Below are 23,744 nucleotides of genomic sequence, written 5' to 3'. Positions count from 1 at the left end.
TGATACCGGCTTTATCGGAATCAATCGGCTCCGGATACTGCGCGCTCCCCATCTTGATAGGAGCCCCCATGCCACTTGCCCTGTTCGCGCTGACCCTCAGCGCTTTCGCCATCGGAACGACCGAGTTCGTCATCGTCGGCCTGATCCCCACCATCGCAACCGATCTGGCCATCGGCCTGCCCTCTGCCGGCCTGCTGGTCAGCCTGTATGCGCTGGGCGTGGCTGTCGGCGCACCAGTGCTCACCGCCCTGACCGGCAAGCTGCCGCGCAAGAAGGTGCTGCTGTCGCTGATGGCGCTTTTCACGCTGGGCAACCTGATGGCCTGGCAGGCGCCCGGCTACGAAACCTTGATCGCGGCCCGCGTGCTGACCGGTCTGGCGCATGGGGTGTTCTTCTCCATCGGCTCGACCATCGCCACCGGCCTGGTGCCCAAGGAAAAGGCCGCCAGCGCAATCGCCATCATGTTCACCGGCTTGACGGTGGCGCTGGTCACCGGCGTGCCGCTGGGAACCTTCATCGGCCAGCATTTCGGTTGGCGCGCCACCTTTCTTGCGGTGTCGGTGCTGGGTGTGATCGCCTTCATCGGCAGCCTGCTGTTCGTGCCCAGCCAGCTTCGCCACACCCCGCCGGCGTCCCTCGCGCAGCAGGCCCGAGTGCTGGCCGAGCCGCGCCTGCTGCTGGTCTACGCCAAGACCGCGATCGGCTACGGGGGCAGTTTCATTCCCTTCACCTTTCTGGCACCGATCCTGCAGGACATCTCGGGCTTCACACCCGGCGCGGTGGTCTGGGTGATGCTGGTCTATGGCGTGTCCGTGGCCGTCGGCAACCTCTGGGGTGGCAGGCTGGCCGACCGCCAGGGGCCGATTCCCGCACTGCAGATCATCTTCGCCCTGCTGGCCGCCGTGCTGCTGGCGCTGACCTTCACCGCGCCACACCCCTGGCTTGCGGTTGCGACGGTGTTGCTGTGGGGCGCGGTGGCCTTCGGCAACGTGCCCGGGCTGCAGGTCTACGTGGTGCAGCAGGCCGAGCGCGTTGCCCCCCACGCCGTGGACGTGGCCTCGGGCCTGAACATCGCCGCCTTCAACCTCGGCATCGCGGGCGCCGCCTGGGCCGGCGGCTTGATCGTCACCCACCTCGGCTTGATGCACACGCCGTGGATCGGTGCGCTGGTGGTTCTGGTGTCACTGGGGCTGACCTGCTGGAGCGGCGCGCTGGATCGGCGCGGCGGCGTGCCGCGGCGGGCCAAGCTCTCGGACCAGGCTTGAACCCGACCGGCCCGCCACAGCGGGCACCCGCCTGAGTCCTTTCTGAGCAAACCGCGGCCCGCTTTTCAAAGCCGGCCGGAGGCCGACAGGCGATGGCGCAGTTGATCGGCCACCACCGCCACGATCAGCAAGGCCCCCAACACCACCATCTGAAGGTAGGAGCCCACGCTGGCCAGGTTCATGCCGTTTTGCACCACCCCGATGAAAATGGCCCCCAACACCACGCTGGGCACGCGGCCCGAGCCACCACGCAGGCTGACACCGGCGATCACGCAGGCCGCGATCGACTCCAGCGCCACGGTGCCGCCCAGGTTGGCCTCACCGGTTTCAACGCGGGCGGTCAACAGCAGGCCGCTGATGGCCGACAGCCCGGAACACAAGAGGTAGGCCAGCATCAGCACCCGCCGGGTCTCGATGCCTGACAAGGCCGCGGCCTTGGCATTGCCGCCCACGGCCAGCAGGTGCGTTCCCAGCGGCAGGCGCGCCATCACGATCAGCACCCCGAGCACACACGCGGCCGTGACGGCAATCGGGATCGGGATGCCCAGCACGGTGCCAAAGCCGAACAGGTCACTGAAGGCGGCCGGCAGGCCCGACACGGGCACGCCGCCGGTGAGGAACAGGGCCAGGCCAAAGCCGATGGATTGCACACCCAGCGTCATGATGAAGGGCGAAACACCGATGAAAGCCACCCCCACACCGTTGATGAGCCCGACCACCAGGCCTGCCGCCACCCCCACCAGGCACCCGCCCAGCACGGCCAGCCAGAGCGCATCCGGCCAGGAGGCTGCCAACGCGTTCATGGCCAGGGCAGAGACCACCGAGGTGATGGCCATGACCGTGCCGACGGAGAGATCGAAGCCCCCCGTGACCAGGGCCAGCATCTGCCCCATGGACACCAGAATCAGGTAGACCGACTGGCGCAGCAGGTTGACCAGGTTCTGCGAGGTCAGAAACTGATCCGAGAGGCAGGTGAACACCAGCAAGGCCCCCAGCAGCATGAAGGGCAGCACCCCGAGTTGCAGGAACAGACGGCGTAACACGGCCGTGGCCGACGCCAGCGCCCCCTTGGGCGAGCGAGAGGTGGATGGGGAAGACAGAGCGGTACTCATGAACGACTTTCGCTGGAACCAAAGAACAGATTGAGAACGGGCTTTTCACCGATGGCCTCGCCCTGCAATTCGCCGGCAATCTCGCCGTGGCGCATCACATAGACACGGTGACTCAGGTGCAACACCTCGGGCAGATCGGACGAGATCACCACCACGGCGGCACCTTGCTCGCACAGCCGCTGCACCAATTGGTACAGGGCGGTTCGGGTCCCGACATCGACCCCGACGGTCGGCTCGTCCAGCACGTACAAGGCGGCCTCACGGGTCATGCCTTTGCCAAACAGCACCTTTTGCTGGTTGCCACCCGACAGAAGACCAACCGGCTTGTCCAGGTTGTGTGGGGCCAGTTCAACCTGGCGGGCCGCCTCCGCGGTCAGGTGCCGACCAAGCCGCCGTCGCAGCCAGCCACCGCGCCCGCGCAGCACCGTGGACAACAGCGGCAAGGCCATGTTGGCCTGCGAGCTGAAGCCCAGCACCAGACCTTCCGCCTTGCGATCGGGCGGCAGGTAGAACAGCCCTTCGCGCAACCATTGGCGTGGCCGGGCGCCGGTCAGCAGGCGGCCCAGAAAGCGCACCTGGCCGGCACTGATCGGGTCCAGCCCGTAGATGGCGCGAAACAACTCCGACTTGCCACAGCCCACCAGGCCAGCCAAGCCGACCACCTCGCCACGCCGCACCACCAGGCTGGCAGCACGCACGCCGTTGGTAGAGCTGAGGCCCTGCACCTCCAGCACGGGCTCACCCGGCTGGTGCGCGATGTGCGGGTAGATCTGCTCGATGGCCCGCCCGCTCATCAACTCGATCAAGGCATCGGCGTCGGTCTGCGCGGCCTGCAGGGTGGTGATCTTGCGACCGTCACGCAGCACGGTGATGCGGTCGGCAATCTGCTCGATCTCCTGCATCCGGTGCGAGATGTAGATGATGCCGACCCCGCTGGCCTTGAGCCGCGCCACCAGCTCGAACAGGCGCTGGGCCTCGCGGTCCGTCAGCGAGGCGGTGGGTTCGTCCAGAATCAGCACGGACACCTCGCCGCGCAAGCCCTTGGCAATCTCCACCATCTGCTGCTGGGCGCGGGTGAGTTCCGACACCAGGGCATCCGGGTCGATGTCAAAGCCCAGGCCGTCCAGCATGCGGCGAGCCCGCTGCCGCACCTCCACCGTCTGCAGCCAGCCGGCGCGGCAGGGCTCGTCGCCCAGGCTGAGGTTCTGCGCCACGCTCAGCGTCGGGACGAGCGAGAACTCCTGAAACACCGCGCTGATGCCGTGGCGGCGCGCCTCGTGCACGCTGCCCAGGCGCAAGGCCTGGCCGTGCAGCCGGATCTCCCCGCTGCTGGGCTGGTTGGCCCCTGCCAGCATCGAGATCAGGGTCGACTTGCCGGCACCGTTCTCACCAAAGAGAACATGCACCTCGCCGGCTCGCAACTCGAAGTCCATGCCGTCAAGCGCCACCACGCCGGGGTAGCGCTTGCACAAGCCGACGGTGGACAACAGCGGCGGCGTCTGTGCGGCACTCATGCCAGAGGTGGCCACGGCTTATTTCACCTCGAAAGCAGGCTTGAACCCATTGGGCGGCAGGATGTCTTCCATGCGGATGCTCTTGAGGTTGCCGCTGTCCACCACGAAGATCTTCGGCCCCACGTGGCGGTGGACCTCCTTGCCCTCCAGCAGCCGCACGGCCTGATCGATCGCGATGCGGCCCTGGATCACCATCGAGTCGGCTGGAGCGGCCACGATCCGGCCCTTCTGGATGCCGTCGTAGACGCCCGGTGTCATGTAGAAGGACAAGACCTGCACCTTCTTGTCAAGGCCGCGCGCGCGCAGGATGCTGGTGGCCGCCTCGGCCGTGACGGCTGTGCCGGCCACATAGGCCAGGTCGGGCTGGCCTTGCAGCACGTCTTCGATCAGCTTGGATTGGGCCTCCTTGCCGGTGTCACCGTACTTGGGCTCCAGCACGTTGACCGCGCTGCCCTTGACGGCGTCCATGAAGCCCTTGTGGGCCGCCTCCACCCAACCGGCCCCGGCTGGGCCAGGGAACCAACCGACCTTCACGGCGGGTGAACCCGCAGGGTGTTTGCTGGCCAGGTACTCACCCGTGGAATGGCCCATGGTGTAGAACGAGACCAACGACTTGGCCGACACGTCGGGCGAGTTGATGCCGTTGACCAGATCGATCACCGGCACCTTCTTGGCCGCCACCGTCTTGAGCACCTGGTTCAGGCCATCGGCCGATATCGCACCGATGACCACGGCCTGGGCCCCCCGTGCCACGCAGTCTTCGATCTGGGAAATCTGCTTGCCCAGGTTGGTGTAGCCCCCGGCATCCAGCACTTGCATCTTCACCCCCAGACGCCGGGATTCCTCGACCACGCCGTAGTCCACGCCCAGCCAATAGGCATCCTTCATGTGCGGAAACGAGACACAGATGTCCCACTTCTTGGCGGCCTTGGGCAGCGGGCTGTAGGCCAGCGGAGTCTTCTTGCCATCGGCCGCAAAGGCCGGCTCGGTGGCTTCGGCCTGGTAGGGAAACCATTGCGCCGAAGCGCCGACATGCCAGCCCAGGGCCGTGCTCAAGGTAGCGGTCACAAAGAAAGCGCGCAGGGTCGATCCGTTCATGATGAACTCCATGGTTGAAAGAAATTGGAAAACCAGATCAGGAGGCGCCGCAGCGCGCTCCTGCACTCAAGCTGTCAGCGCGTGCCGAAGGCGCTCCAGTTGCAGGCGTCTTTCAGCGCGCGCCTGCAGGGCCTGCGTCATGTCGACGGCGACGAAGCGGGCCTTGTGGTTGGGCTGCATCTGGGCAATCAGGTCCATGTCGGCACTGATCACCGTGCCCACCATCGCGTAGCCACCGCCCGAGACCGCGTCGCAGTGCAGGATGATGGGCTCGCGCCCGCCAGGCACCTGGATGGAGCCATAGGGGTAACCGGCGTCCACGATGTTGGAGGGGTCGTGCCCAGCGCCAAAAGGCGGGGTGCGCTCACGAAAGGCCAGTGGCGATCCGTTCTTGTAGCGGTAGCCGATGCGATCGGCTTCCGCAGCCACCGACCAGGTGTCCGCAAAGAAGCTCTGCGCCGAGCTGTCTTCAAGGCGGTGGAAATACAGCCCCGGCAAGACGCGAAGCTCGACCTCCTTGCGCAGAACCGGCAGCAAGGGCGTGGGCACCCGGTAGCCCGGCCGCGCCGCAGGTGACGCCTGGCCCACGGGCAATCGGTCACCCGCCTGCAATTTGCGCCCGTTCAGCCCGCCGAAGGCGCCCAAGCCATAGGTGGAGCGGCTGCCCAGCACCGGTGGCACATCGATACCGCCGGCCACCGCCACATAGGCCCGGGCCCCCAGCTTCATGACGCCAAAGCTCAGCACGTCGCCCGCCTTGACCGCAAAGGAAGCATGGCGCTCCACCGCCTGCCCGTTGAGGCGCACGGCCACCTCGGCGCCGGTGACGGCCAGCACGGCCGGCGCATCGAAGCTCAGCTCGGGCCCCATCAGCGTGCACTCGAGCACCGCGGCACCGTCTTCGTTGCCGACCAGCCAATTGGCCAATTGGTAGCTTTGCTGGTCGAGTGCGCCGGACAGCGGAATGCCCAGGTGGTAGAAGCCCGGGCGGCCCTTGTCCTGGACGCTGGTGGCCAGACCCGGCTTGATCACATCAATGCTCATTCAGCGCCTCCAGGAGTTGCTGGTTGTAGGTTTGAGGGTCGGCCAGGAAGTCGTTCAAGGAGAACGACACGGGCACACAACGTGGTTCGTAACTGCCGGCCTCGACTTCCAGCAGCAGGCGGTCGTACTCGGCCCGGTCGATGGGCTTCCACTTGACGATGTCGCCAGGCTTGAAGAAGACCATGAGGTCCTTGAAATACGGCAGGCGCTGGGCCGGATCGAAGATGGGTGCCGGCGTGACGCCGAACATCTGGTAGCCGCCCGCACCGCGCACCGAGTAGATGCAGCTGAAGCAGCCGCCGTGGCCCAGCGTGAGGCGGGGCGTGTCGGTGCGTGGGCTGAGGTACTTGGGCACCTGGATCTGCTGGGCCCGCTCCACCATCTGGAACAGAAACGGCAGACCGGCCACAAAGCCCACCATTGACACAAACCAGGGCGAGCCGGAATGGGCGGCAATGAAGGCCTCCACCGAGGCATGGCCATTGACGCGCGCCGCGTACTCGATGTCGGTGCTGGTGGGGTCCTGGTGCCGCTCGCGAAAGCGCATCAGGGTCTCATGGGTCCAGGGGTCGTTGTACAGCACCGGGATCTCGATCAGGCGGGTCTGCAGCTGCAGCTCACCCTGCCCCAGACCGGCCTCGATGTCCTTCAAGGCGGCGAGCAGCGCGTCTGGCGCGATCAGATCGGGATCAAAGCGGACCAGGTAGGCCGCATTGGCCGGGCAGATCTCGGTGACACCGGGCAACTGCCGGCGTTGCAACTCGGTGCAGATGGCCATGCCCTTGAAAAACGCGGGCAATGACATGGCCTCGCTGATCTCGACAAACAGGTGCTCGTCGCCACCAAAGGTGTAGCGGGCCTGGGAAGGCAGCGTGTCTTCACTCATGCAACAGACTCCGTCGAAGGGGTTTGAAGGGGGTTGTCGGTCAGCCAGCTTTCCAGAAAGCCGGTGTGGAACCGGGCGGCCACCACATCGGGGTCGCAGCTCAGCGCCTGGTGCAGAGGCAGGGTGGTCTGCACCCCCTCGACCTGCAGCTCGCGCAAAGCGCGCCGCAGGCGGCGCAGTGCAGACGGCCGGTCGACGTCATGCACGATCAATTTGCCCAACAGCGAGTCGTAATAGGCAGGCACCGTGTAGCCCGCGTACAGCATGCTGTCGAAGCGCACGCCCGGGCCCCCCGGCACGCGCAGGCCCGACACCCGACCGGGGCTGGGCGCAAAGCCCTTGGCGGGATTCTCGGCATTGATGCGCACCTCGATGGCCGCCCCCTGCAGGCGGATGTCCTCCTGGCGCAGCGACAACGGGTGCCCCAGAGCCACGCGCAGCATTTCGCGCACCAGATCGATGCCGGTCACCATTTCGGTGATCGGATGCTCCACCTGGATGCGGGTGTTCATCTCGATGAAGAAGTACTCGCCGGTGTCCTCGTCGTACAGGTACTCCAAGGTGCCCGCCCCGCGGTAGGACACGGCGCGCGCCAGGCGCAGCGCCGATTCGCACAGGGCGGCCCGGGTGGCGGCATCGATGGCTGCTGAAGGGGCCTCCTCCCAGACTTTCTGCCGGCGCCGCTGCAGCGAGCATTCACGCTCGAAGCAATGCAGCACCTGCTGCCCATCACCCAAAATTTGCACCTCGATGTGGCGGGCCCGCCGGATGAAGCGCTCCAGATACACCGCACCATGCCCGAACGCGGCCTGGGCCTCGGTGGTGGCCAGCACAAACTGCTGGCGCAGCGCCGCTTCGTCGGCCGCCACCCGGATGCCCCGACCACCGCCCCCGGCCGAAGCCTTGATCATGATGGGGTACCCGATGCCACGCGCCAGCGCCACGGCCTCCTCGGCATCCTCCACCACGCCGACGCTGCCAGGCACCGTCGGCACGCCGGCCGCCATGGCCGCGGCCCGGGCGGCCGCCTTGTCACCCATGGTGCGGATGGCGTGCGGCGTGGGCCCCACGAAGACCAGGCCCGCCTGTTCGACCCGCTCGGCAAACGCGGCGTTCTCGGACAGAAAGCCATACCCCGGATGCACTGCACCGGCACCGGTGTCCAGCGCCGCCTGCAGGACCGCGTCCATGCTCAGGTAGCTCTTGCTGGCATGCGCCGGGCCGATGCGCACCGCCTCATCGGCCATCTGCACGGCCAGACTCTCGGCATCCGCATCGCTGTAGACCGCCACGGTGGTCAGGCCCAATTCGCGGGCCGCCCGGATGATGCGAACCGCAATCTCGCCCCGGTTGGCCACCAGCACCTTGTTGAAAGCAGGAAACATGTGAAAACCCACCCTGGCTCAATCAACTTCAATCAGCAACAAGACCTGGCCGGGCTCGACCGGGTCGGCATTGGCCACCAGAAAGCGCTGCAGGCGCCCGGCCTCCTCGGCCGTGACCTCGCTGAACTGCTTCATCACTTCGATCAGACCGACCACATCGCCGATCTCGACCCGCTCGCCCTCCTGCTTGAAGGGCGGGGCGTCAGGCGCGGCACTGCGGTAAAACGTGCCGGGCAAGGGACTCAAGACTTCATGGGTAACAGACATGGATGCACTCCGGAAAAAATGGATGAACTTGAACTCAACACCGCTTCAACACAGCGCCGCTGCCGCATCGGCGGGCAGCCCCATGACACGGATGCCTCGCTCCTGCAGGGCCTGCCGCGTGGCCTGAACCAGGGCCAGCGCCCCGGGCGTGTCGCTGTGAATGCAGACGGAGTCGAAATCAACGGCAATATCCGGGCCATCCACCGTGCGCACCGTGCCCTCGACGCAGGCCCGCACCACCTTGGCGGCCACCGCCGCCGGGTCCAGCGCAGTTGCGCGGCGCACAAAGACCAGCGCCCCGCTCTGGTCGTAGTCGCGGTCGGCATAGAACTCACGGACCACGGGTTGGCCCATCTCCATCGCCACGCGGCAGGTCACGGACGAGGCCATGCAGAACAGGCGCAGACCCGGCTCGACGCGTTGCAAGGCCGTGACCAAGGCCCGCGACAGCGCCTCGTCGCGGTAGGCCAGCAAGTAAAGGGCGCCGTGAGGCTTGATGTGCTGCAGACTGGCACCTTCCAGCGTTGCCAACTCACGCAAGGCACCCAACTGGTAGATCATGTCGTTCACCAGTTCTTCGGGCGGTGCCGTGATGAAACGACGGCCAAAGCCCACCAGATCCCGAAAGCCCGGGTGAGCCCCGATCCCGACGCCCTGCTCACGCGCCATGCGGACGGTCTGCCGCATGATGTTCGGATCCCCGGCATGAAAGCCGGTTGCGATATTGGCTGAGGTGATCAAGGGCATCAGCGCCTCATCCACCCCATCGCCGATGCGCCAGGGACCAAATCCCTCTCCCATGTCCGAATTCAGATCAATCTGGGCTTTCATAGGCCAACGCCCTTCTTGCAACACATACACATCTCCGTTTGGTGTGACAGTGCCGCAAGGTTAAAGAGAGCCCCCTTCATCGAAAAGCATTGTTTTCAACGATATAGGTATCTGAAAAACAGATGGCAAAACCTCTTCTAACAAGGTGAAAACCCGCAGATACTGGGTCAGTCCATCTGAATTTCTGCGATCTTCAGGCTGCCATCGCAGCTTTACAACGGAGGCACCATGTCATTGACACTCAGGCAGCTGAAATACTTCGCCTCGGTGGCAGAGATGGGGCGTATTTCGCACGCTGCACTCAAATTGAACATCTCGCAGTCGGCCGTGACCACCGCGATCCGCGAGCTGGAAGAGATGGTGGGTCAGCCCCTGCTGGACCGCCATCCCCATGGCGTGGAAATGACGGCTGCCGGGCGCCGGTTTCTGGAGCACACCTATGCCGTGCTCTCGGCCGCTGACGAAGCGTTGCGCGTGCGGGACAACCGCGCTGAGGTCAGCGGGGTGCTCACCATCGCGGCCAGCTACACCGTGCTGGGTTACTTTCTGCCGCACCACCTGCAGCGCTTTGAGCAGTTGCACCCCAATATCCAGCTCAAGGTGCATGAAGTGAGCCGCGATGCCATCGAAGAAGGCCTGATCACGCGCCGCTACGACATGGCCTTGCTGCTGACCTCGAACGTGGTGATGCGAGAGCTCTCGCTGGAGACCTTTTTTGGCTCGCAACGACGCCTTTGGGTGCCTGCCAAGCACCCGCTGCTGAGCAAATCGGAGGTGTCACTGGCCGATGTGGCCCATGAGCCCTACATCATGCTCACGGTGGATGAGGCAGCCCAGAGCACCATGAAGTACTGGACTCAGACACCCCATCAGCCCAGCGTGCGCATGCGCACCAGTTCGGTCGAGGCCGTGCGCAGCAGTGTCGCCAATGGCCTGGGGGTGACCATCCTGTCCGACATGGTGTACCGCCCCTGGTCACTGGAGGGCAAACGCATTGAAACCATCAACCTGAGCGACCCGATCCCCACCATGAACATCGGCCTGGGTTGGAAGCATGGCATCGAGCTGTCGCCCCCCATGGCTGTGCTGCGCGACTATTTCCGTCAGCTGTTTCTCGACCCCCATACCCTGCACTCCCGCCGGGATCGCTGACGCCAGCAGCAGACAGGCTACGCGCCCACCCGCAGGGTACGCTGCCTGCCAGGCCCGCCCACGGCCCTCCAGATCGAAGGTCGGTGGACCTTGTTCAGCGCGTGAGCCCGCCAACACTGTGGTGTACCGGCGACAGGCGATGCGAATATCGATATTCAATAAATACCGGCGAATACATCATTTCATTCGCCCACCTGATACAACACCTTTGAGCATTTTCAAATCAAATGCAAAGGTGTTTCAAAAGGCCATGCGGACGAATATTCGACGCTCACTTCCAAAAACCGATGCGCGCGAAAAATATGCATCCATGCATCTACGAATTCCTGATATAGCCAGAACCGAGCCCTCTCTAGAGTGAGAACCTCAAACCCGAGCAGTGGCACACGACCGAAATCAGTCGGCGCAAACCACCTGACCACCCCCGTTATCGGGGTTCGGGCCTTGAAATCGCTTTTCACCTCGATTCACCTATTAACTCATTCAGGAAAACCCATGCAGATTCGATTTGTCCGCTCAGCCCTTTCCACCGCCGCCGTGCTGACCCTGGCCCTGGGCGCCAGCGCCCACGCCCAGTCGTCGGTCACCCTGTTCGGTGTGGTCGACCTGGCCTTTGAAAGCGTGAAGAGCAATGCCGGCCGCCAGAGCGGCATCGCGCCCTCGGGCAACACCGCCAGCCGCCTGGGCTTTCGCGGCACCGAAGACCTGGGCGGTGGCCTGGCTGCCAGCTTCTGGCTGGAAGCCGCGATCGCGGCCAACAGCGGCATCGGCAGCAGCGGTACCAACACCAACAACGGCGCCACCTCCACAGGCGCCGTGGCCGCCGGTGGCCTGACCTTCAACCGCCGGGCCACCGTGAGCCTGTCGGGCAACTTCGGTGAAGTGCGCCTGGGTCGCGACATCGTGCCCAGCTTCTGGAACTACACCGTCTTCGATCCCTTCGGGGCCGGCAGCGTGGGCGCCATCATCACCAACTACACCGGTGCGGCCACCACCTTTGTGCGTGCCTCCAACGGCGTGAGCTACCTGCTGCCCAGCAATCTGGGGGGCTTCTATGGCCAGGGCACCGTCGCCTTCGGCAACCAGGCCAGCACCGCCACCCAGACCAACAGCGCCGGCACCACGGTGGACTCGTCGGAGAACGGCCGGTATTACGGCCTGCGTGCCGGTTATGCCAAGGGCCCGATCGACGTGGCCGCTGCCTACGGCCAGACCAAGTACATCAACAATGGCGCACAGTCTTTCGGCAACGCCACCAACAGCCTGGGCGCGTTTGGCAGCTTCGGCAACTACACCGACACCAACTTCGGCGGCTCGTACGACTTTGGCGTGGCCAAGCTGCTGGCCACGGTGTCGCAGCAGAAGTACAACGACTTCATCAGCCTGGGCAACACCAAGGCCGTCAAGGGTTGGTCGCTGGGCGTGAACGCACCGGTGGGTGCGGGCAACGTGCTGGCCCAGCTGAGCAGCGCCAAGCTCGACAGCGCCGGCAAGGCCAACAAGTTTGCCGTGGGTTATGTCTACAACTTCTCGAAGAGCACCGCGGTGTACGGCACCGTGGCACGCGTGAGCAATTCGGGTGGTGCCAGCCTGAATGCGGCCTCGTTCAGCTCGGCCGGCTTTGGCGGTGTGAACGGTGCGGCCAACGTGAACGGCTCGTCCACCGGTATTGACGCCGGTATCCGCGTGCGCTTCTGATCTTCGTCGAGAGCGCCGTCTCGCCAAAGCCGCCACCTTCGGGTGGCGGCTTTTTTTCGAGCGGCCAAAAAAATCCCCCAGACTGATTTCAGACTGAGGGATTCAACTGACGAAAGTCAGAGCTAGGAGACATCGCAAAAGCGCAGGCGGCTTTTTGGGCCCACCGAAACATTTTCCTCAAAATAATCCGGCCCTGCGCTCAATGGATATTCTGCCCGGAATGGAAAATCAGGTGATTATCATTTTGCATATCCATTGTTGGAGATAATCATCCAGCACTCAACCATGCGAATGCCAGACATCAAAAAACCCGGCACCTGGCCGGGTCCAAAGGGCAGCCATCGAGCACCCGGCTTCAGGTCAGCTCAAACCCCTGCCAGGTGATGAAGCGGCGCAGATGATCCCGCCCCGACAGGCTTTGCGGCCCGGCCACGCGCTGGCTGGCCTGCTGCGACCAGGGCACCGGGGGCAGGCCCTGATCGCGCTGAAAGGCCTGGATGGCCTGGTCGTAGCGTGGCACCTCGCCGGCTTCGGCCTCGGCGCTGTAGTGCTCGTGGTGCAGCACCACAGACTGGGCCAGGCGCGGCTTGACGGCGGCAGGCTGGGCCGGATCGGGGTGACCCACACACAGGCCGAACAACGGAAACACGTGCGCCGGCAGCTTGAGCTCGGCCGCTACTTCGGGGGCCCGGTTGCGCAAGGCACCGATGTAGACGGTGCCCAGGCCCAGGGCCTCGGCCGCCACAACAGCGTTCTGGGCGGCCAGCGAGGCATCGATGCTGGCGACCAGAAACTGCTCCAGGTACTGGTTCGCATCCGAGGGCAGGCCCAGGCCCTGGGCCACGCGGTCCAGGCGCGACAGATCGGCCAGCCAGACCAGGAACAGCGGCGCCTGGCGGATGTGAGCCTGATCACGCGACCATTCCGACAGGCGCGCCTTGCGCTCGGGGTCGGTGACGGCCAGCACACTCCAGGCCTGCAGGTTGGACGAGGTGGGAGCCGACTGGGCGGCCGCCACCAGGTGGGCCAGCGTGCCATCTGGCAGGGCATCGGGCAGGTAGGCCCGCACCGAGCGGTGGGCCAGCAGGTGTTGCAGCACTGCGGTGTTGGCCCCTCCCGGTGGCGTGGGCAGTGCGGCCTGGGCGTTGGCATAGCGGGCGGCCAGCGCCGGGTTCAGGTCAAAGAGGTTCTGACTCATGGGTTCTCCGGTGGGTGGTGTGAAGTGGGTCAGGCCGCAATCAACTGGATGCCGATGTCGCCTTCGCGCTCCAGCTGGGCCACCAGGCCCAGCTCCCAGTCCAGGTAGGACTTGAAGCCCGCATCGCGCTGGGCCAGGTCGGCATGGGCATAGGGGCTGTACCAGTGGTCGTCGTCCCCCGTCAGCACGCCATCGGCACCACTTTGCAGAGGCAGGCCGGCAGTGGCCCAGGCCTCGGTGCCCCCGGCGAGGCTGCGCACCGTGCGGGTGGGCAGGCGCCGCGCCAGTTCTGCCGCCACGGTGGCGGCCAGCACGCCGTCGGGCGAGGTGATGACGATGGGGCGGGTGTCGTCGGTGGTGCCCACAAACTCGTGCAGGCGGTCGGGCACGGCAAAGCGGGCGCCGGGCAGGTGGCGGCGCTCGTGGTCGGCACGGCGGTCCACATCGAACACCAGCACCTCGCCCTGTTGTTGCCAGGCCTGAAGTTGCAGGGGCGACAGGCGCGCCGCAGCGGGCTGCGAGGCCAGCACACGCACCGGCTCGGGGCCGGTCACCGTGGTGGTCTGGGCGGCCGGGCTGTACACGTACACCTCATGCCCACCCAGCTGGGCCAGCCAGGCGGCGGTGGTGAGGGCGCGCACGCCGTCCCAGTCGGCCAGCACGATGCGGCTGCGTCGTGTGCCCACGTACTCGTCGGTGGCCTGCACCAGCTGGCCCCCGGGGGCCCAGCGCCAGCCTTCGAGGTGGCCGGCCTGGTATTCCTCGCGGGTGCGCACGTCAAACAGGTACAGCGAGCGCTCGTGGCGCTGGCCCTGCAGGCGTGCCAGGCCCGCTGCCTCCAGCCGCTGTACACCGGCGCGCTCGGCCACGCGGGCGGCCTGCTCACGCGCCTGGGCCAGGCCCTGGGGCGAGGGCTCGGGCAGGGCCGTGCTGCGGCCCTGGGCCAGGCTTTGCCCGGCCAGCAGCCAGGCCATGGTGCCGTCCTTGAGCGACACCACGCGGTTCGGGATGCCGGCGTCGATCAGGGTCTGGGCGCCCACGATGCTGCGCGTGCGCCCGGCGCAGTTGACCACCACCAGGGTGTCGGGGTCGGGCGCCAGCTCATGGATGCGGTAGACCAGCTCGGCACCGGGCAGGCTGTGCGCAAAGGGCAGGCTGAACTGCTTGAACTCTTCAGGGGTGCGGCTGTCCACCACCACCAGGTTCTGCCCCTGATCCAGCGCCTGGCGCAGGCCGGCCACGTCGATCCAGGGGGTGTGCTTGTCGTGCTCGATGACCTCGCCAAAGGCCTTGCTGGGCACGTTGGTACCGCTGAAGATCTCAAAGCCGGCGGCGGCCCAGGCCTCAGTGCCGCCCTCCAGCACCGACACCTGGGCATAGCCCAGGCGCACCAGCTTGCGCGCCGCCTCATGGGCCAGCGATTCGTTGCCATCGACCAGCACGATGCGGGTGCCGCGGCGCGGCACCAGGCGGTCGATCAGCAGCTCCAGCCGCCACAGCGGCGCCGAGGCCGCCAGCAGCAGGTGGCCGTGGGTGTAGACGCCGGTTTCACGCACATCGAGCACGGCGATCTCTTCGCCGTCGCGCAGGGCCTCGCGCAGGGCGGCCGGGCTGATCAGGGGATGGCGGATCAGGGCCGGGGGCGCAAAGGTGCGGTAGCTGCCGCCGCTGCGGCTTTCAAACACCACGCGCCCGGGCAGGCGGTCCAGGCCCAGGCCGTAGAAGTGCAGGTGCAGGCCGGTCTCGGCCCCCACCAGCTCGATGGTGTGCACATCCGTGGGTTGCAGGGTGATGTAGCTGCCAGGGGCCACGTCCACCGTGCGGATGGGGCTCAGGCTGTCACGCGCCGGGTCGGCCGTGGGGCTGCGCTGGTAGAGCACGTTTTCTTCGTGGCCCTGGATGCCGGCGATGATGGCCCAGGTGGTGTGGTCGTGCGGCGGCTGGGCCTTGCCAGGCTGGCCGGCCGACACGTACAGGGCATAGTGGCCATCCAGGTCTTCGTACAGGCGGTAGACCCGGGCCGGGGCCTCTTCGCTGAGTGGAAAGTGCGCCTCGGGGAACAGCTCGCGGCGCAGGCCCAGCTGCGCCAGGGCCTGCGCCACCTCGGCCAATTGGGCGTCGCTGGCCTGCCCAGGGTCGGGCACGGTGCGGCGCGCATGGGCAATGAAATCAAGCACCGCACGGGTGCGGAGGCTGGCGAGGTCAGTGCCGCTGAAGTCGAGGCTGAGGTCGGTCTGGCTCATGCGATGGGTCTTTCGGATGCTGGGGTCAAAGGCAGTGTTGCGGTTGCTTGAGGCTAAAAGCGCCCGACGCCCTGCCCAAGGAATGATTTCGGCTAACCATATGTACGCCTTGCACGCATATGGTTAGCCGAAGAACTTCGTTCACGGTTCGACCCGGCCTGCCTAGAGTGGCGCCCACCATGCACGCCACCCCCACCCTGCCCCGCCGCAGCCTGCTGCACACCCCTTTGATCCTGCTGGCCACCCTGGGCCTGTGTGCTGCAGCGGCAGCGGCCGAGCCACCGGCCTTCCCGAACCGGCCCGTGCACATCGTGGTACCCGTGGCCGCAGGCGGCAGTGCCGACAAGCTGACACGCGCCCTGGCCGAGAAGCTGAGCGCACTGTGGGGCCAGCCCGTGGTGGTGGACAACGTGCCGGGTGCCAGCGGCAACATCGGTGCCGCCAAGGTGGCCCGGGCCGCCCCTGACGGTTACACCCTGCTGCAGCAGGGTGAGGGCCTGACACTGAACAACATCCTGTTTACCGAACTGCCCTACGACGCCAACAAGGCCTTTGCCCCGGTGATCAAGGCGGTGGTGAACCCGCAGATCCTGGTGGTGAACCCGAACAGCGGCCTGAACACCTTCGCCGACTACCTGGCACGCGCCAAGGCCCAACCCGACACCCTCACCCTGGGCCTGCCCGGCAACGGGGGCATCGCCCATGTGGCGCACGAGATCCTGAGCCAGGAGACCGGCGCAAAGGTGCGCTATATCCCCTATTCGGGTGGTGCCCCAGCCGCCCTGGATGTGCTGGCCGGCCACACCCAGGCCACCCTGATCACGCTGGCTGCCGTGACCGAGCATGTGCGCAGCGGCAAGCTGCGCGCCCTGGCGGTGACCACCAGCTACCGCTCACCCGCCCTGCCCCAGGTGCCCACCATGGCCGAGGCCGGCGTGCCGGGCTTCTCGGTGGAGAGCTGGCAAGGCTATTTTGTGCCCGCCGGCACGCCCGCCGCCGTGGTGGCACGCCTGAACCACGATATCGACGCCGTGCTGCACTCGCCCGAGCTGCGCAGCAAACTTGAGGACATGGGCTTCAAAGTGGCCGGCGGCAGCGCCGCCGACCTGGCCGCCAGCCTGCAACAAGAGCGCCCGCGCTACAGCCGGGCGATTCGCACGGCGGGGATTTCGCTGCGCTGAGGGGCGCCCCCAAACCTCAGGCCAAGGCGCTGCGTTGGCTCAGGTGGCGGGCGGCAAACTCAATGAACCAGTCCAGGCTCTCGGGCTGTGCCAATGCGTCACGCCGCACCACCTTGTCGGGCGCATGGCCGAGCATCAGTTTTTTGACGGGCAACTCGAGCTTCTTGCCGGTGATGGTGCGCGGAATGGCTGCCACCTGCACGATGTCGTCGGGCACATGCCGCACCGACAGGCCTGTGCGCAAGGCCTGGCGGATGCGCTGGCGCAGCGGCTCGTCCAGCGTGAGGCCGGGGCGCAACTGCACGAACAAGGCCATCCAGGACGGCTGGCCCAGGTACTCCAGGTCGACCACCAGGCTGTCGGCCACCTCTTCGAGCTGCTCGACCACGCGGTACAGCTCGGCCGTGCCCATGCGCACGCCCTGGCGGTTGATGGTGGCGTCGGAGCGGCCATAGATCACGCCGCCGATGGCCTCGGGCCGAGGCACCAGGCGCAGCCAGTCGCCATGCCGCCACACCGGTTGGCCGGCCTCATTCTCGAAGGTTTCGAAATAGCTTTCACGCAGGCGGCTGCCATCGTCGTCGCCCCAGAAGTACAGCGGCATCGAAGGCAGCGGGTTCACACAGACCAGCTCGCCGACCTCGTCGATCACGGGCCGGGCCTCGTCGCTCCAGGCCTCGACCCGGGCGCCCAGCGTCCGGCATTGCATCTCGCCCAGGTACACCGGCAAGGTGGGCAGGCCGACCAGAAAGCCCCCGGCCAGGTCGGTGCCGCCAGAGACGACGTTCAGCCAGAGCTCGGGCTTGACGGCGCTGTACAGCCAGGCGCAAGCCTCGGGTGACAGCGGCGAGCCGGTGGAGCCCACGGTCTTCAGGGCCGACAGATCGGCAATGCGGGCGGGCATGACATCGGCCTTCATGCACTGCTGGTGGATGGCTGCGCCCGCGCCAAAGAACTGCACCCGGGTGCGCCCGGCCAGGCGCCACAGGTGGCCCCAGTCGGGCTCGGGCCCGGCGCCCGTCACGCTGCCGTCGTACAGCACCACGGTGGCACCGCCCAGCAGGCTCATGATGTGGGCGTTCCAGACCATCCAGGAGGTGTTCACCGCCCACAAAACGCGGTCGCCCGGGTGCAGGTCGTTGTGCAACACCATGTTGACCATGCCGTTGGCCAGCACGCCGCCATGCCCATGCACGATGGGCTTGGGCAGGCCGGTGGTGCCGGAGGAATAGAGGATCCACAGCGGGTGCTCGGGCGGCAGCGCCTGCGGCCGCAGTTCGTGCTCGCCGGCCACGGCCTGCGCCCAGGGCAGCCAGTGCAGAGGGGCCGCAGTGGGCGGGGGCTCGGCCTGGGCATCCAGGTGCGTCACCCAAAGCACAGCCCGCACGCTGGGCAGGCCGGCCAGGATCTCAACCAGGGCGGCGCGCCGGTCGAAAGGTTTGCCGGCAAAGCGATAGCCATCCACCGCCACCAGCACCTTGGGCGCGATCTGGCGGAAACGGTCGCCCACGCTCAAGGGCCCCATGTCGGGTGCGCACAGCGTCCAGACGGCGCCCAGGCTGGCAGCGGCCAGAAAGGCCACCAGCGTCTGCGGGATGTTGGGCAGGTAGCCCGCCACGCGGTCGCCCTCACCCACCCCCAGCCCGCGCAGGGTGGCCGCCACCGAGGCCACCTGGCGCCGCAGCTCCGGCCAGCTCAGTTCCCCCGCGCCCATGGCTTCGCTCTCGTAGACCACGGCCGGTGTGGCCAGCGCCGTGTGCCGCAGCATCTGCTCGACAAAATTGAGCCGCGCCCCCGGGAACCAAGAGGCGTTCGGCATCTGCGAGCGCCCCAGCATGCGCTGCGGCGGCGGGTCGAAGCGCAGATCGAAAAACTGCAGGATGGCAGACCAGAAGCCCTCCGCATCGTCGACCGACCACCGCCAAAGTTCTTCGTAATGGTCGAAACGCAGGCCGCGCTCACGCGCCAGCCAGGCTTCGAAGGCGGTGATCAAGGCCTGTGATCGACGTGCTTCGTCAGGCACCCACAAAGGGACGGCAACAGGCAAGTGGTCTGTCATGGTGATTTTCAGGATTCCGAAGTGAAACCGATTTTCTTGATGTTGCCGCGCCACATCTCTGTCTCGGCACGCAACTGGGCCGCCAGCTCGCGCGGGCCCAGGTAGCGCGGGGTCATGCCAAAGTCGGCCAGGCCACGGGCAAAGTCGGCCTGCCCGACCACGGCACGGGCTGCGTCGGCCAGGCGCTGCACCACCGGTGCGGGGGTCTTGCCCGGCAGGAACAGGCCGAACCATTCGGTCATGTCGAGCTCGTAGCCCTGTTCACGGTAGGTGGGCAGGGCGGGCATGAAGCTGCTGCGCTCGTTGCCCGACACGGCCAGCAGACGGATCCGGCCCGATTTGAGCTGGGGCAAGAAGCTGCCCAGCACCGAGGAGTAGGCCGCCAACTGCCCGCCCATCAGGTCCTGCAGGCCCGGGGCATCGCCGCGGTAGGCCACGTGGGTCAGCTCCACGCCAGCCATCAAGCCCAGCAGGCTGCCCACCAGGTGGGGTGTGGAGCCGGCGGCCGGCGAGCCAAAACTGGCCTTGCCCGGGTTGGCCTTGGCCCAGGCGATGAAATCGGGGATGCTGCGCACGCTCTCCGGCACCGCCGGCCCCACCGCAAAGGCAAAGGGAAACGAACAGACCATGGCCACTGGCACCTGGTCTTCGGGCCCATAGGGCAGCTTGCGGTAGGTGAAGGGGTAGATGCTGAAAGGGGCTGGCGGCGACAACAGCATCGTCAAGCCGTCGGCCGGGGACTCCTTGAGTGCCGCCACCGCGATCTGGGTTCCTGCACCAGGCTTGTTGTCCACCAGCACCTGGCCGGCGTAGGTGCCACGCAATCGGTCGGCCACCCGGCGCGCCACGTTGTCGGTGCTGCCCCCGGGCGGAAAGCCCACCAGCAGGCGGGCCAGTTCGGGCTGCTGGGCCCAGGCGGCATGGGGCAGGCCGCCCAGCAGGCCAGAGGCGCCCAAAAGGCCCAGGCGGGCGGTGAATTGACGGCGGGTGCTCATGGTGTTGTCTCCTTCGGCAGGGGTCTGGTGGGGTGCCCGGGGTGCATGGCTTCTCGAAGCGGAGGCCTGGCCCCGGCCACTGCGAATGTGCCCCAGGGCCCCATGGCCCACTGTCGACGGATTGCTGCGCCTGTCGAAACCCTGCGCTGCCCAGGGAAAACCCCGCCCCTGGCCTCAGCCCGCCCGGCGGTAGGCCGTCGGCGTCAGGCCCCAGTGCTGGCGGAAGGCCTGCGCGAAATGGGAGGCCGAGCGGTGGCCCGTCTGGCGGGCGATCTCCTCGAAGCTCAGCCGGGTTTCCCGCACCGCTTGCGCGGCCGCCTCCATGCGCTGCAGCCTCAGCCAGGCGTGGGGCGCCGCACCAAACGAGGCCCGGAAGGCCCGCGAAAAATGAAACGGGCTGAGGTCGACCAGTTGGGCCAGGCGCTCGACCGTCCAGTGGCCGGCCAGGTCGGCGCGCAAGGCCTCTTCCACGCGCTGCATCTGGCGCCGTGAGAGCCCGGCCTGGGCCCGTGAGCTGGTCCGCGCCCCGACGTAGTGCTGCATCAGGTGCAAGGCTATGGCTTCAGCGATGTGCTGGCCGAACTGGCTGTCGAGCGAGGTGTTGGAATCGAGCGAGGCCAGCAGCAATTGGGCAAACCCGGCCAGCAGCGGATCGTCGCGCCCGAAGCAGCTTTGCAGCGACACCTGCGCGTGCGCCACGCGCTCCAGCCAGGCGGGCGAGAGGTCGATGTGCAGGTTGTCGCGCGGCTGCGCACTGCGCCAGAACGAAGGCAGCCCGGCCGGCACCACCACGGCCTGCCCCGGCTGCCAGCGCAAGGACTCGGTCACGCTGCCCTGGCGCTGCAACAGCTGGGTGGGCTGCGCCCGCCGCACCAGAATGCTGTGACTGGCCGTGGGCGGCACATACAGATCGCCCTCCGGCCCCACCTGGTGCCAGAACACCAGGCCGGGCCAGGGCCGATCCTGGCTGGAGCGTTTGACGGTGTGCGGCAGCAGCTTCCAGGGAGGGGCATCGGGCGCCGCCTGCTCCAAGGCCTGCCAGCGGCCCACGTCAAAGCCGCTGGGCACGCGCCGGGAAGCATCAAAACGCGGGTCAGGTGGGTACATGGTCAGCCGGTGGCCCAGAACTGGGATCACACGGATGATGCCACGCAGGCGGGCCTGTCAGGCCGGCCCAGCCAAGACCCTGCTTGCTTATGCATCAAACTTCTTTGGCTATGAAGTCGGGTTTTCATAACATTTCGCCATGACGGGAGCGCGCCTGAAGGCCGCCCCGGTGTTTCAACGACTTCAAGCCCCCATTTCATGCCCTTGACCCTCGCCAAGCGACTGGCCCTGCCCCGTCGCGCCTTGATCGCCAGCGCCGGCCTGCTGCTGGCCGCTGCCGCCACCTTCACCCAGGCCGAGCCCGCCCCCACCGTGATCCGCATCGGCTCGCCCGAACTGGGCACCGGCACCAAGCCCTTCCCGGGGGCCAACCCGCTGGCGGTGGTCAAGGCCCGGGGCTGGCTGGAGGAAGAATTCAAGGCCGACCACATCAAGATCGAATGGACCACCTTCCGCGGCGCCGGCCCGGCCGTGAACGAAGCGGTGGCGGCCAAGCAGCTGGACGTGGTGTTCCTGGGCGACCTGGCCTCGGTCATCGGCAAGTCGCGCGGCCTGCCCACGCGGCTGATCGCCGTGGTGGGGCGCAACTCGAACAGCTACCTGGCGGTGGCACCGGGGGCGGGCATCCAGAGCTTTGCCGACCTCAAGGGGCGCAAGGTGTCGGTGCTCAAGGGGACGGCCTACCAGCGCCCCTTCGATGCCTTTCTGGCCGAAGCCGGCCTGACCGAAAAAGACCTGAAGGTGGTCAACCTCGACTGGCCCGGCTCCAAGGCGGCGGTGGTCAACCGCGACATCGACGCCACTTTTGGCGGCGCCGACCTGCACCTGCTGCTGGACAAGGGCGTGACCCTGCCCGTCAGCACCAAGGGCAAGGGCCCGGCCTTCAGCATCTACGCCAGCCTGCTGGCCACCGATGACTTCATCACCCGCTACCCGGCCCACACCACGCGCCTGGTCAAGCAGTTGATCCGCGCCTCGCAATGGGCCAGCGACGAAGCCAACCGCGCCGCACTGCTGCAACTGTGGGGCGACCAGAGCGGCCAGGGCGAGGCGGTGTACAAGGCCGAGTTCGACGGTGAATCGCTGAAGTCGCGCCATTCGCCGCGCATCGACGAGGCCGCGGTGTCGGTCTACAAGGGAGTGGTGGCCGATGGCCTGAAGCTGGGCCTGATCAAGCAGCCCGTGGACGTGGACGCCTGGGTGGCACCGCAGTTTGTCGAAGCCGCCCTGAAAGAGTTGAAGGCCGAGAAGTTCTGGCCCGCACTGGACCGCAACGGACGCCCCCTGCCATGAGCCAGAGCCGCCACACCAAGCACCCAGCCGACACCCACGACCCCCTGCACGACAGGCGCCCCAACATCCTCTTCATCGTGGCCGATGACCTGGGCTGGGCCGATCTGGGCGTGTACGGCCAGACCGACTACCCCACCCCGCACCTGGACCGGCTGGCCGACCAGGGGGTGCGCTTCACCCAGGCCTATTCCAACTCGGCCGTGTGTTCGGCCACCCGCTTCGCGCTGATCACCGGGCGCTACCAGTACCGCCTGCGTGGCGGCCTGGAAGAGCCGATCGCCAAGCCCGCCCACTACCTGGGTCTGCCGCCAGAGCACCCCACCCTGCCCTCGCTGCTGGCCGACGCCGGCTACCACACCGCATTGATCGGCAAATGGCACCTGGGCGCCCTGCCGCACTTCGGCCCGCTGAATAGCGGTTACCAGAAGTTCTTCGGCAACTACAGCGGCGTGATCGACTATTTCACCCACAAGCCCGGCGTGGGCGAACATGTGCCGCGCGACCTGTGGGAGGACGATGTGCCCGTTGAGCGCGTGGGGTACTACACCCAGATCCTGGCCGATGAGGCCTCGCGCTATGTGCAGCAACAGGCCCGAGCCGACAAGCCCTTCTTCCTGTCGCTGCACTTCACCGCGCCGCACTGGCCCTGGGTGGGGCCTGAGAACGAGTCGGTGTCGCGCAGCCTGAGCGACCTGTTCCACTACGACGGCGGCAACCTCGCCACCTACGGCAAGATGGTGCAATCGCTGGACACCGCCGTGGGCCAGGTGCTGAAGGCACTCGATGAGAGTGGGCAGGCCCAGAACACGATCGTGGTCTTCACCAGCGACAACGGCGGCGAGCGCTTTTCCAAGACCTGGCCCTTCACGGGTCAGAAGACCGAGCTGCTGGAGGGCGGGCTGCGCGTGCCCACCCTGCTGCGCTGGCCGCAACGCCTGGCGCCGCAGATCAGCGACCAGGTCACCATCACCATGGACTGGCTGCCCACCCTGCTGGCAGCGGTGGGCCTGGCGCCCCACCCCGACTACCCCAGCGACGGCGAGAACATCCTGCCCGCGCTGACCGGCGACCGCAGCCCCTGGCAACGCACCCTGTTCTGGCGCTACAAGTCACAAGCCCAACGCGCAGTGCGCCAGGGCGACTGGAAGTACCTGAAGATCAACGACAATGAGTTTCTGTTCGATGTGGTGCAGGACCAGCGCGAACGCGCCAACCTGCGGCACCGACACCCCGAGGTGTTCGCGCAGCTGAAAACCCTGTGGGGCCAATGGAACGAAACCCAGCTGCCCATCACCGACGAGGTCTTCACCCACGGCGTCACCCCCGACATCCAGGCCGACCGCTACGCGCCAGACAAGAGCCAGCGGATTCGGGCTTGACCGCCCAGAGCTTCAACGACGACGCACGCTGACGCGG

19 protein-coding genes are annotated in these 23,744 nt (G+C 66.8%); 6 read left to right on the top strand and 13 right to left on the bottom strand.

From position 1 onward, the window contains the following. The first annotated feature begins 68 nt into the window (after positions 1 to 68). On the top strand, positions 69 to 1,265 hold the full coding sequence (locus tag F624_RS0101995) for an MFS transporter (RefSeq protein WP_019572581.1): 1,197 nt from the start codon (positions 69 to 71) through the stop codon (positions 1,263 to 1,265). A gap of 65 nt (positions 1,266 to 1,330) precedes the next feature. Here F624_RS0101995 and F624_RS0101990 read toward each other — a convergent pair whose 3' ends face one another. The 8 genes from F624_RS0101990 to F624_RS0101955 all read right to left on the bottom strand — a co-directional run bounded on the left by F624_RS0101990 (position 1,331) and on the right by F624_RS0101955 (position 9,402). Then, a complete protein-coding gene (locus F624_RS0101990; protein WP_051107274.1) occupies positions 1,331 to 2,377 on the bottom strand; it encodes an ABC transporter permease in 1,047 nt (348 codons plus the stop codon). Then, the gene (locus tag F624_RS0101985; RefSeq protein ID WP_019572579.1) at positions 2,374 to 3,891 is read right to left on the bottom strand and encodes a sugar ABC transporter ATP-binding protein; all 1,518 of its coding nucleotides are present in this window, start codon (positions 3,889 to 3,891) and stop codon (positions 2,374 to 2,376) included. Before F624_RS0101985 ends, F624_RS0101990 begins: the two co-directional genes overlap by 4 nt. Positions 3,892 to 3,909: 18 nt before the next feature. Then, positions 3,910 to 4,989 (bottom strand): TMAO reductase system periplasmic protein TorT, encoded by a 1,080-nt coding sequence (torT, locus tag F624_RS0101980; protein WP_084679404.1) that lies wholly within the window; start codon positions 4,987 to 4,989, stop codon positions 3,910 to 3,912. A gap of 66 nt (positions 4,990 to 5,055) precedes the next feature. Continuing rightward, positions 5,056 to 6,033 (bottom strand): 5-oxoprolinase subunit C family protein, encoded by a 978-nt coding sequence (locus F624_RS0101975; protein WP_019572577.1) that lies wholly within the window; start codon positions 6,031 to 6,033, stop codon positions 5,056 to 5,058. Then, on the bottom strand, positions 6,023 to 6,919 hold the full coding sequence (locus tag F624_RS0101970; RefSeq protein WP_019572576.1) for a 5-oxoprolinase subunit B family protein: 897 nt from the start codon (positions 6,917 to 6,919) through the stop codon (positions 6,023 to 6,025). Before F624_RS0101970 ends, F624_RS0101975 begins: the two co-directional genes overlap by 11 nt. Next, positions 6,916 to 8,304 (bottom strand): acetyl-CoA carboxylase biotin carboxylase subunit, encoded by a 1,389-nt coding sequence (locus F624_RS0101965; RefSeq protein ID WP_019572575.1) that lies wholly within the window; start codon positions 8,302 to 8,304, stop codon positions 6,916 to 6,918. Before F624_RS0101965 ends, F624_RS0101970 begins: the two co-directional genes overlap by 4 nt. An 18-nt stretch (positions 8,305 to 8,322) precedes the next feature. After that, complete coding sequence (locus tag F624_RS0101960) at positions 8,323 to 8,571, bottom strand: acetyl-CoA carboxylase (RefSeq protein WP_031253861.1); 249 nt, start codon at positions 8,569 to 8,571, stop codon at positions 8,323 to 8,325. Positions 8,572 to 8,616: 45 nt separating this feature from the next. Further along, positions 8,617 to 9,402, bottom strand: a complete 786-nt coding sequence (locus tag F624_RS0101955) for a 5-oxoprolinase subunit PxpA (protein ID WP_019572573.1) — start codon at positions 9,400 to 9,402, stop codon at positions 8,617 to 8,619. A gap of 228 nt (positions 9,403 to 9,630) precedes the next feature. Between F624_RS0101955 and F624_RS0101950 the strand changes: the two genes are divergently transcribed. Then, a complete protein-coding gene (locus F624_RS0101950) occupies positions 9,631 to 10,554 on the top strand; it encodes a LysR family transcriptional regulator (protein ID WP_019572572.1) in 924 nt (307 codons plus the stop codon). A gap of 495 nt (positions 10,555 to 11,049) precedes the next feature. Next, on the top strand, positions 11,050 to 12,252 hold the full coding sequence (locus F624_RS0101945; protein WP_019572571.1) for a porin: 1,203 nt from the start codon (positions 11,050 to 11,052) through the stop codon (positions 12,250 to 12,252). 355 nt (positions 12,253 to 12,607) lie between these two features. Here the strand turns inward: F624_RS0101945 and F624_RS0101940 are convergent, their stop codons facing one another. After that, complete coding sequence (locus tag F624_RS0101940; RefSeq protein ID WP_019572570.1) at positions 12,608 to 13,450, bottom strand: NADPH-dependent oxidoreductase; 843 nt, start codon at positions 13,448 to 13,450, stop codon at positions 12,608 to 12,610. Positions 13,451 to 13,479: 29 nt separating this feature from the next. Beyond that, entirely contained in the window at positions 13,480 to 15,693 is a 2,214-nt protein-coding gene (locus F624_RS0101935; protein WP_019572569.1) for a rhodanese-like domain-containing protein, read from the bottom strand. Between the two features lie 179 nt (positions 15,694 to 15,872). On the opposite strand from F624_RS0101935, the gene F624_RS0101930 reads away from it, so the two are divergent. Beyond that, on the top strand, positions 15,873 to 16,874 hold the full coding sequence (locus F624_RS0101930) for a tripartite tricarboxylate transporter substrate binding protein (protein WP_031253860.1): 1,002 nt from the start codon (positions 15,873 to 15,875) through the stop codon (positions 16,872 to 16,874). 16 nt (positions 16,875 to 16,890) lie between these two features. Here the strand turns inward: F624_RS0101930 and F624_RS0101925 are convergent, their stop codons facing one another. The 3 genes from F624_RS0101925 to F624_RS0101915 form a co-directional block, all read right to left on the bottom strand. Continuing rightward, positions 16,891 to 18,933 (bottom strand): acetoacetate--CoA ligase, encoded by a 2,043-nt coding sequence (locus F624_RS0101925; protein ID WP_031253859.1) that lies wholly within the window; start codon positions 18,931 to 18,933, stop codon positions 16,891 to 16,893. 8 nt (positions 18,934 to 18,941) lie between these two features. Beyond that, complete coding sequence (locus tag F624_RS0101920; RefSeq protein ID WP_019572566.1) at positions 18,942 to 19,928, bottom strand: Bug family tripartite tricarboxylate transporter substrate binding protein; 987 nt, start codon at positions 19,926 to 19,928, stop codon at positions 18,942 to 18,944. A 174-nt stretch (positions 19,929 to 20,102) separates the two neighbouring features. Then, positions 20,103 to 21,035: a helix-turn-helix domain-containing protein gene (locus F624_RS0101915; RefSeq protein WP_051107298.1), complete on the bottom strand. Its 933-nt coding sequence runs from the start codon at positions 21,033 to 21,035 to the stop codon at positions 20,103 to 20,105. 198 nt (positions 21,036 to 21,233) lie between these two features. Here F624_RS0101915 and F624_RS0101910 point away from each other — a divergent pair, with 198 nt between their 5' ends. Together F624_RS0101910 and F624_RS0101905 are read left to right on the top strand one after the other, a co-directional pair. Then, on the top strand, positions 21,234 to 22,328 hold the full coding sequence (locus tag F624_RS0101910; protein ID WP_019572564.1) for an ABC transporter substrate-binding protein: 1,095 nt from the start codon (positions 21,234 to 21,236) through the stop codon (positions 22,326 to 22,328). Continuing rightward, a complete protein-coding gene (locus F624_RS0101905) occupies positions 22,325 to 23,707 on the top strand; it encodes a sulfatase family protein (protein ID WP_019572563.1) in 1,383 nt (460 codons plus the stop codon). The genes F624_RS0101910 and F624_RS0101905 overlap by 4 nt, the downstream gene beginning before the upstream one ends. Positions 23,708 to 23,744: the final 37 nt, after the last annotated feature.

Source organism: Curvibacter lanceolatus ATCC 14669 (assembly GCF_000381265.1).
Taxonomy (GTDB): Bacteria; Pseudomonadota; Gammaproteobacteria; order Burkholderiales; family Burkholderiaceae_C; genus Curvibacter; species Curvibacter lanceolatus.
This window is presented reverse-complemented; position numbering and strand designations above follow the sequence as displayed.

Bases quoted from the DNA above. Each gene is read 5' to 3' on its own strand.
- F624_RS0101995 (WP_019572581.1), top strand. From the start codon at position 69: ATGCCACTTGCCCTGTTCGCGCTGACCCTCAGCGCTTTCGCCATCGGA.
- F624_RS0101990 (WP_051107274.1), bottom strand. From the start codon at position 2,377: ATGAGTACCGCTCTGTCTTCCCCATCCACCTCTCGCTCGCCCAAGGGG.
- F624_RS0101985 (WP_019572579.1), bottom strand. From the start codon at position 3,891: ATGAGTGCCGCACAGACGCCGCCGCTGTTGTCCACCGTCGGCTTGTGC.
- torT (WP_084679404.1), bottom strand. From the start codon at position 4,989: ATGAACGGATCGACCCTGCGCGCTTTCTTTGTGACCGCTACCTTGAGC.
- F624_RS0101975 (WP_019572577.1), bottom strand. From the start codon at position 6,033: ATGAGCATTGATGTGATCAAGCCGGGTCTGGCCACCAGCGTCCAGGAC.
- F624_RS0101970 (WP_019572576.1), bottom strand. From the start codon at position 6,919: ATGAGTGAAGACACGCTGCCTTCCCAGGCCCGCTACACCTTTGGTGGC.
- F624_RS0101965 (WP_019572575.1), bottom strand. From the start codon at position 8,304: ATGTTTCCTGCTTTCAACAAGGTGCTGGTGGCCAACCGGGGCGAGATT.
- F624_RS0101960 (WP_031253861.1), bottom strand. From the start codon at position 8,571: ATGTCTGTTACCCATGAAGTCTTGAGTCCCTTGCCCGGCACGTTTTAC.
- F624_RS0101955 (WP_019572573.1), bottom strand. From the start codon at position 9,402: ATGAAAGCCCAGATTGATCTGAATTCGGACATGGGAGAGGGATTTGGT.
- F624_RS0101950 (WP_019572572.1), top strand. From the start codon at position 9,631: ATGTCATTGACACTCAGGCAGCTGAAATACTTCGCCTCGGTGGCAGAG.
- F624_RS0101945 (WP_019572571.1), top strand. From the start codon at position 11,050: ATGCAGATTCGATTTGTCCGCTCAGCCCTTTCCACCGCCGCCGTGCTG.
- F624_RS0101940 (WP_019572570.1), bottom strand. From the start codon at position 13,450: ATGAGTCAGAACCTCTTTGACCTGAACCCGGCGCTGGCCGCCCGCTAT.
- F624_RS0101935 (WP_019572569.1), bottom strand. From the start codon at position 15,693: ATGAGCCAGACCGACCTCAGCCTCGACTTCAGCGGCACTGACCTCGCC.
- F624_RS0101930 (WP_031253860.1), top strand. From the start codon at position 15,873: ATGCACGCCACCCCCACCCTGCCCCGCCGCAGCCTGCTGCACACCCCT.
- F624_RS0101925 (WP_031253859.1), bottom strand. From the start codon at position 18,933: ATGACAGACCACTTGCCTGTTGCCGTCCCTTTGTGGGTGCCTGACGAA.
- F624_RS0101920 (WP_019572566.1), bottom strand. From the start codon at position 19,928: ATGAGCACCCGCCGTCAATTCACCGCCCGCCTGGGCCTTTTGGGCGCC.
- F624_RS0101915 (WP_051107298.1), bottom strand. From the start codon at position 21,035: ATGTACCCACCTGACCCGCGTTTTGATGCTTCCCGGCGCGTGCCCAGC.
- F624_RS0101910 (WP_019572564.1), top strand. From the start codon at position 21,234: ATGCCCTTGACCCTCGCCAAGCGACTGGCCCTGCCCCGTCGCGCCTTG.
- F624_RS0101905 (WP_019572563.1), top strand. From the start codon at position 22,325: ATGAGCCAGAGCCGCCACACCAAGCACCCAGCCGACACCCACGACCCC.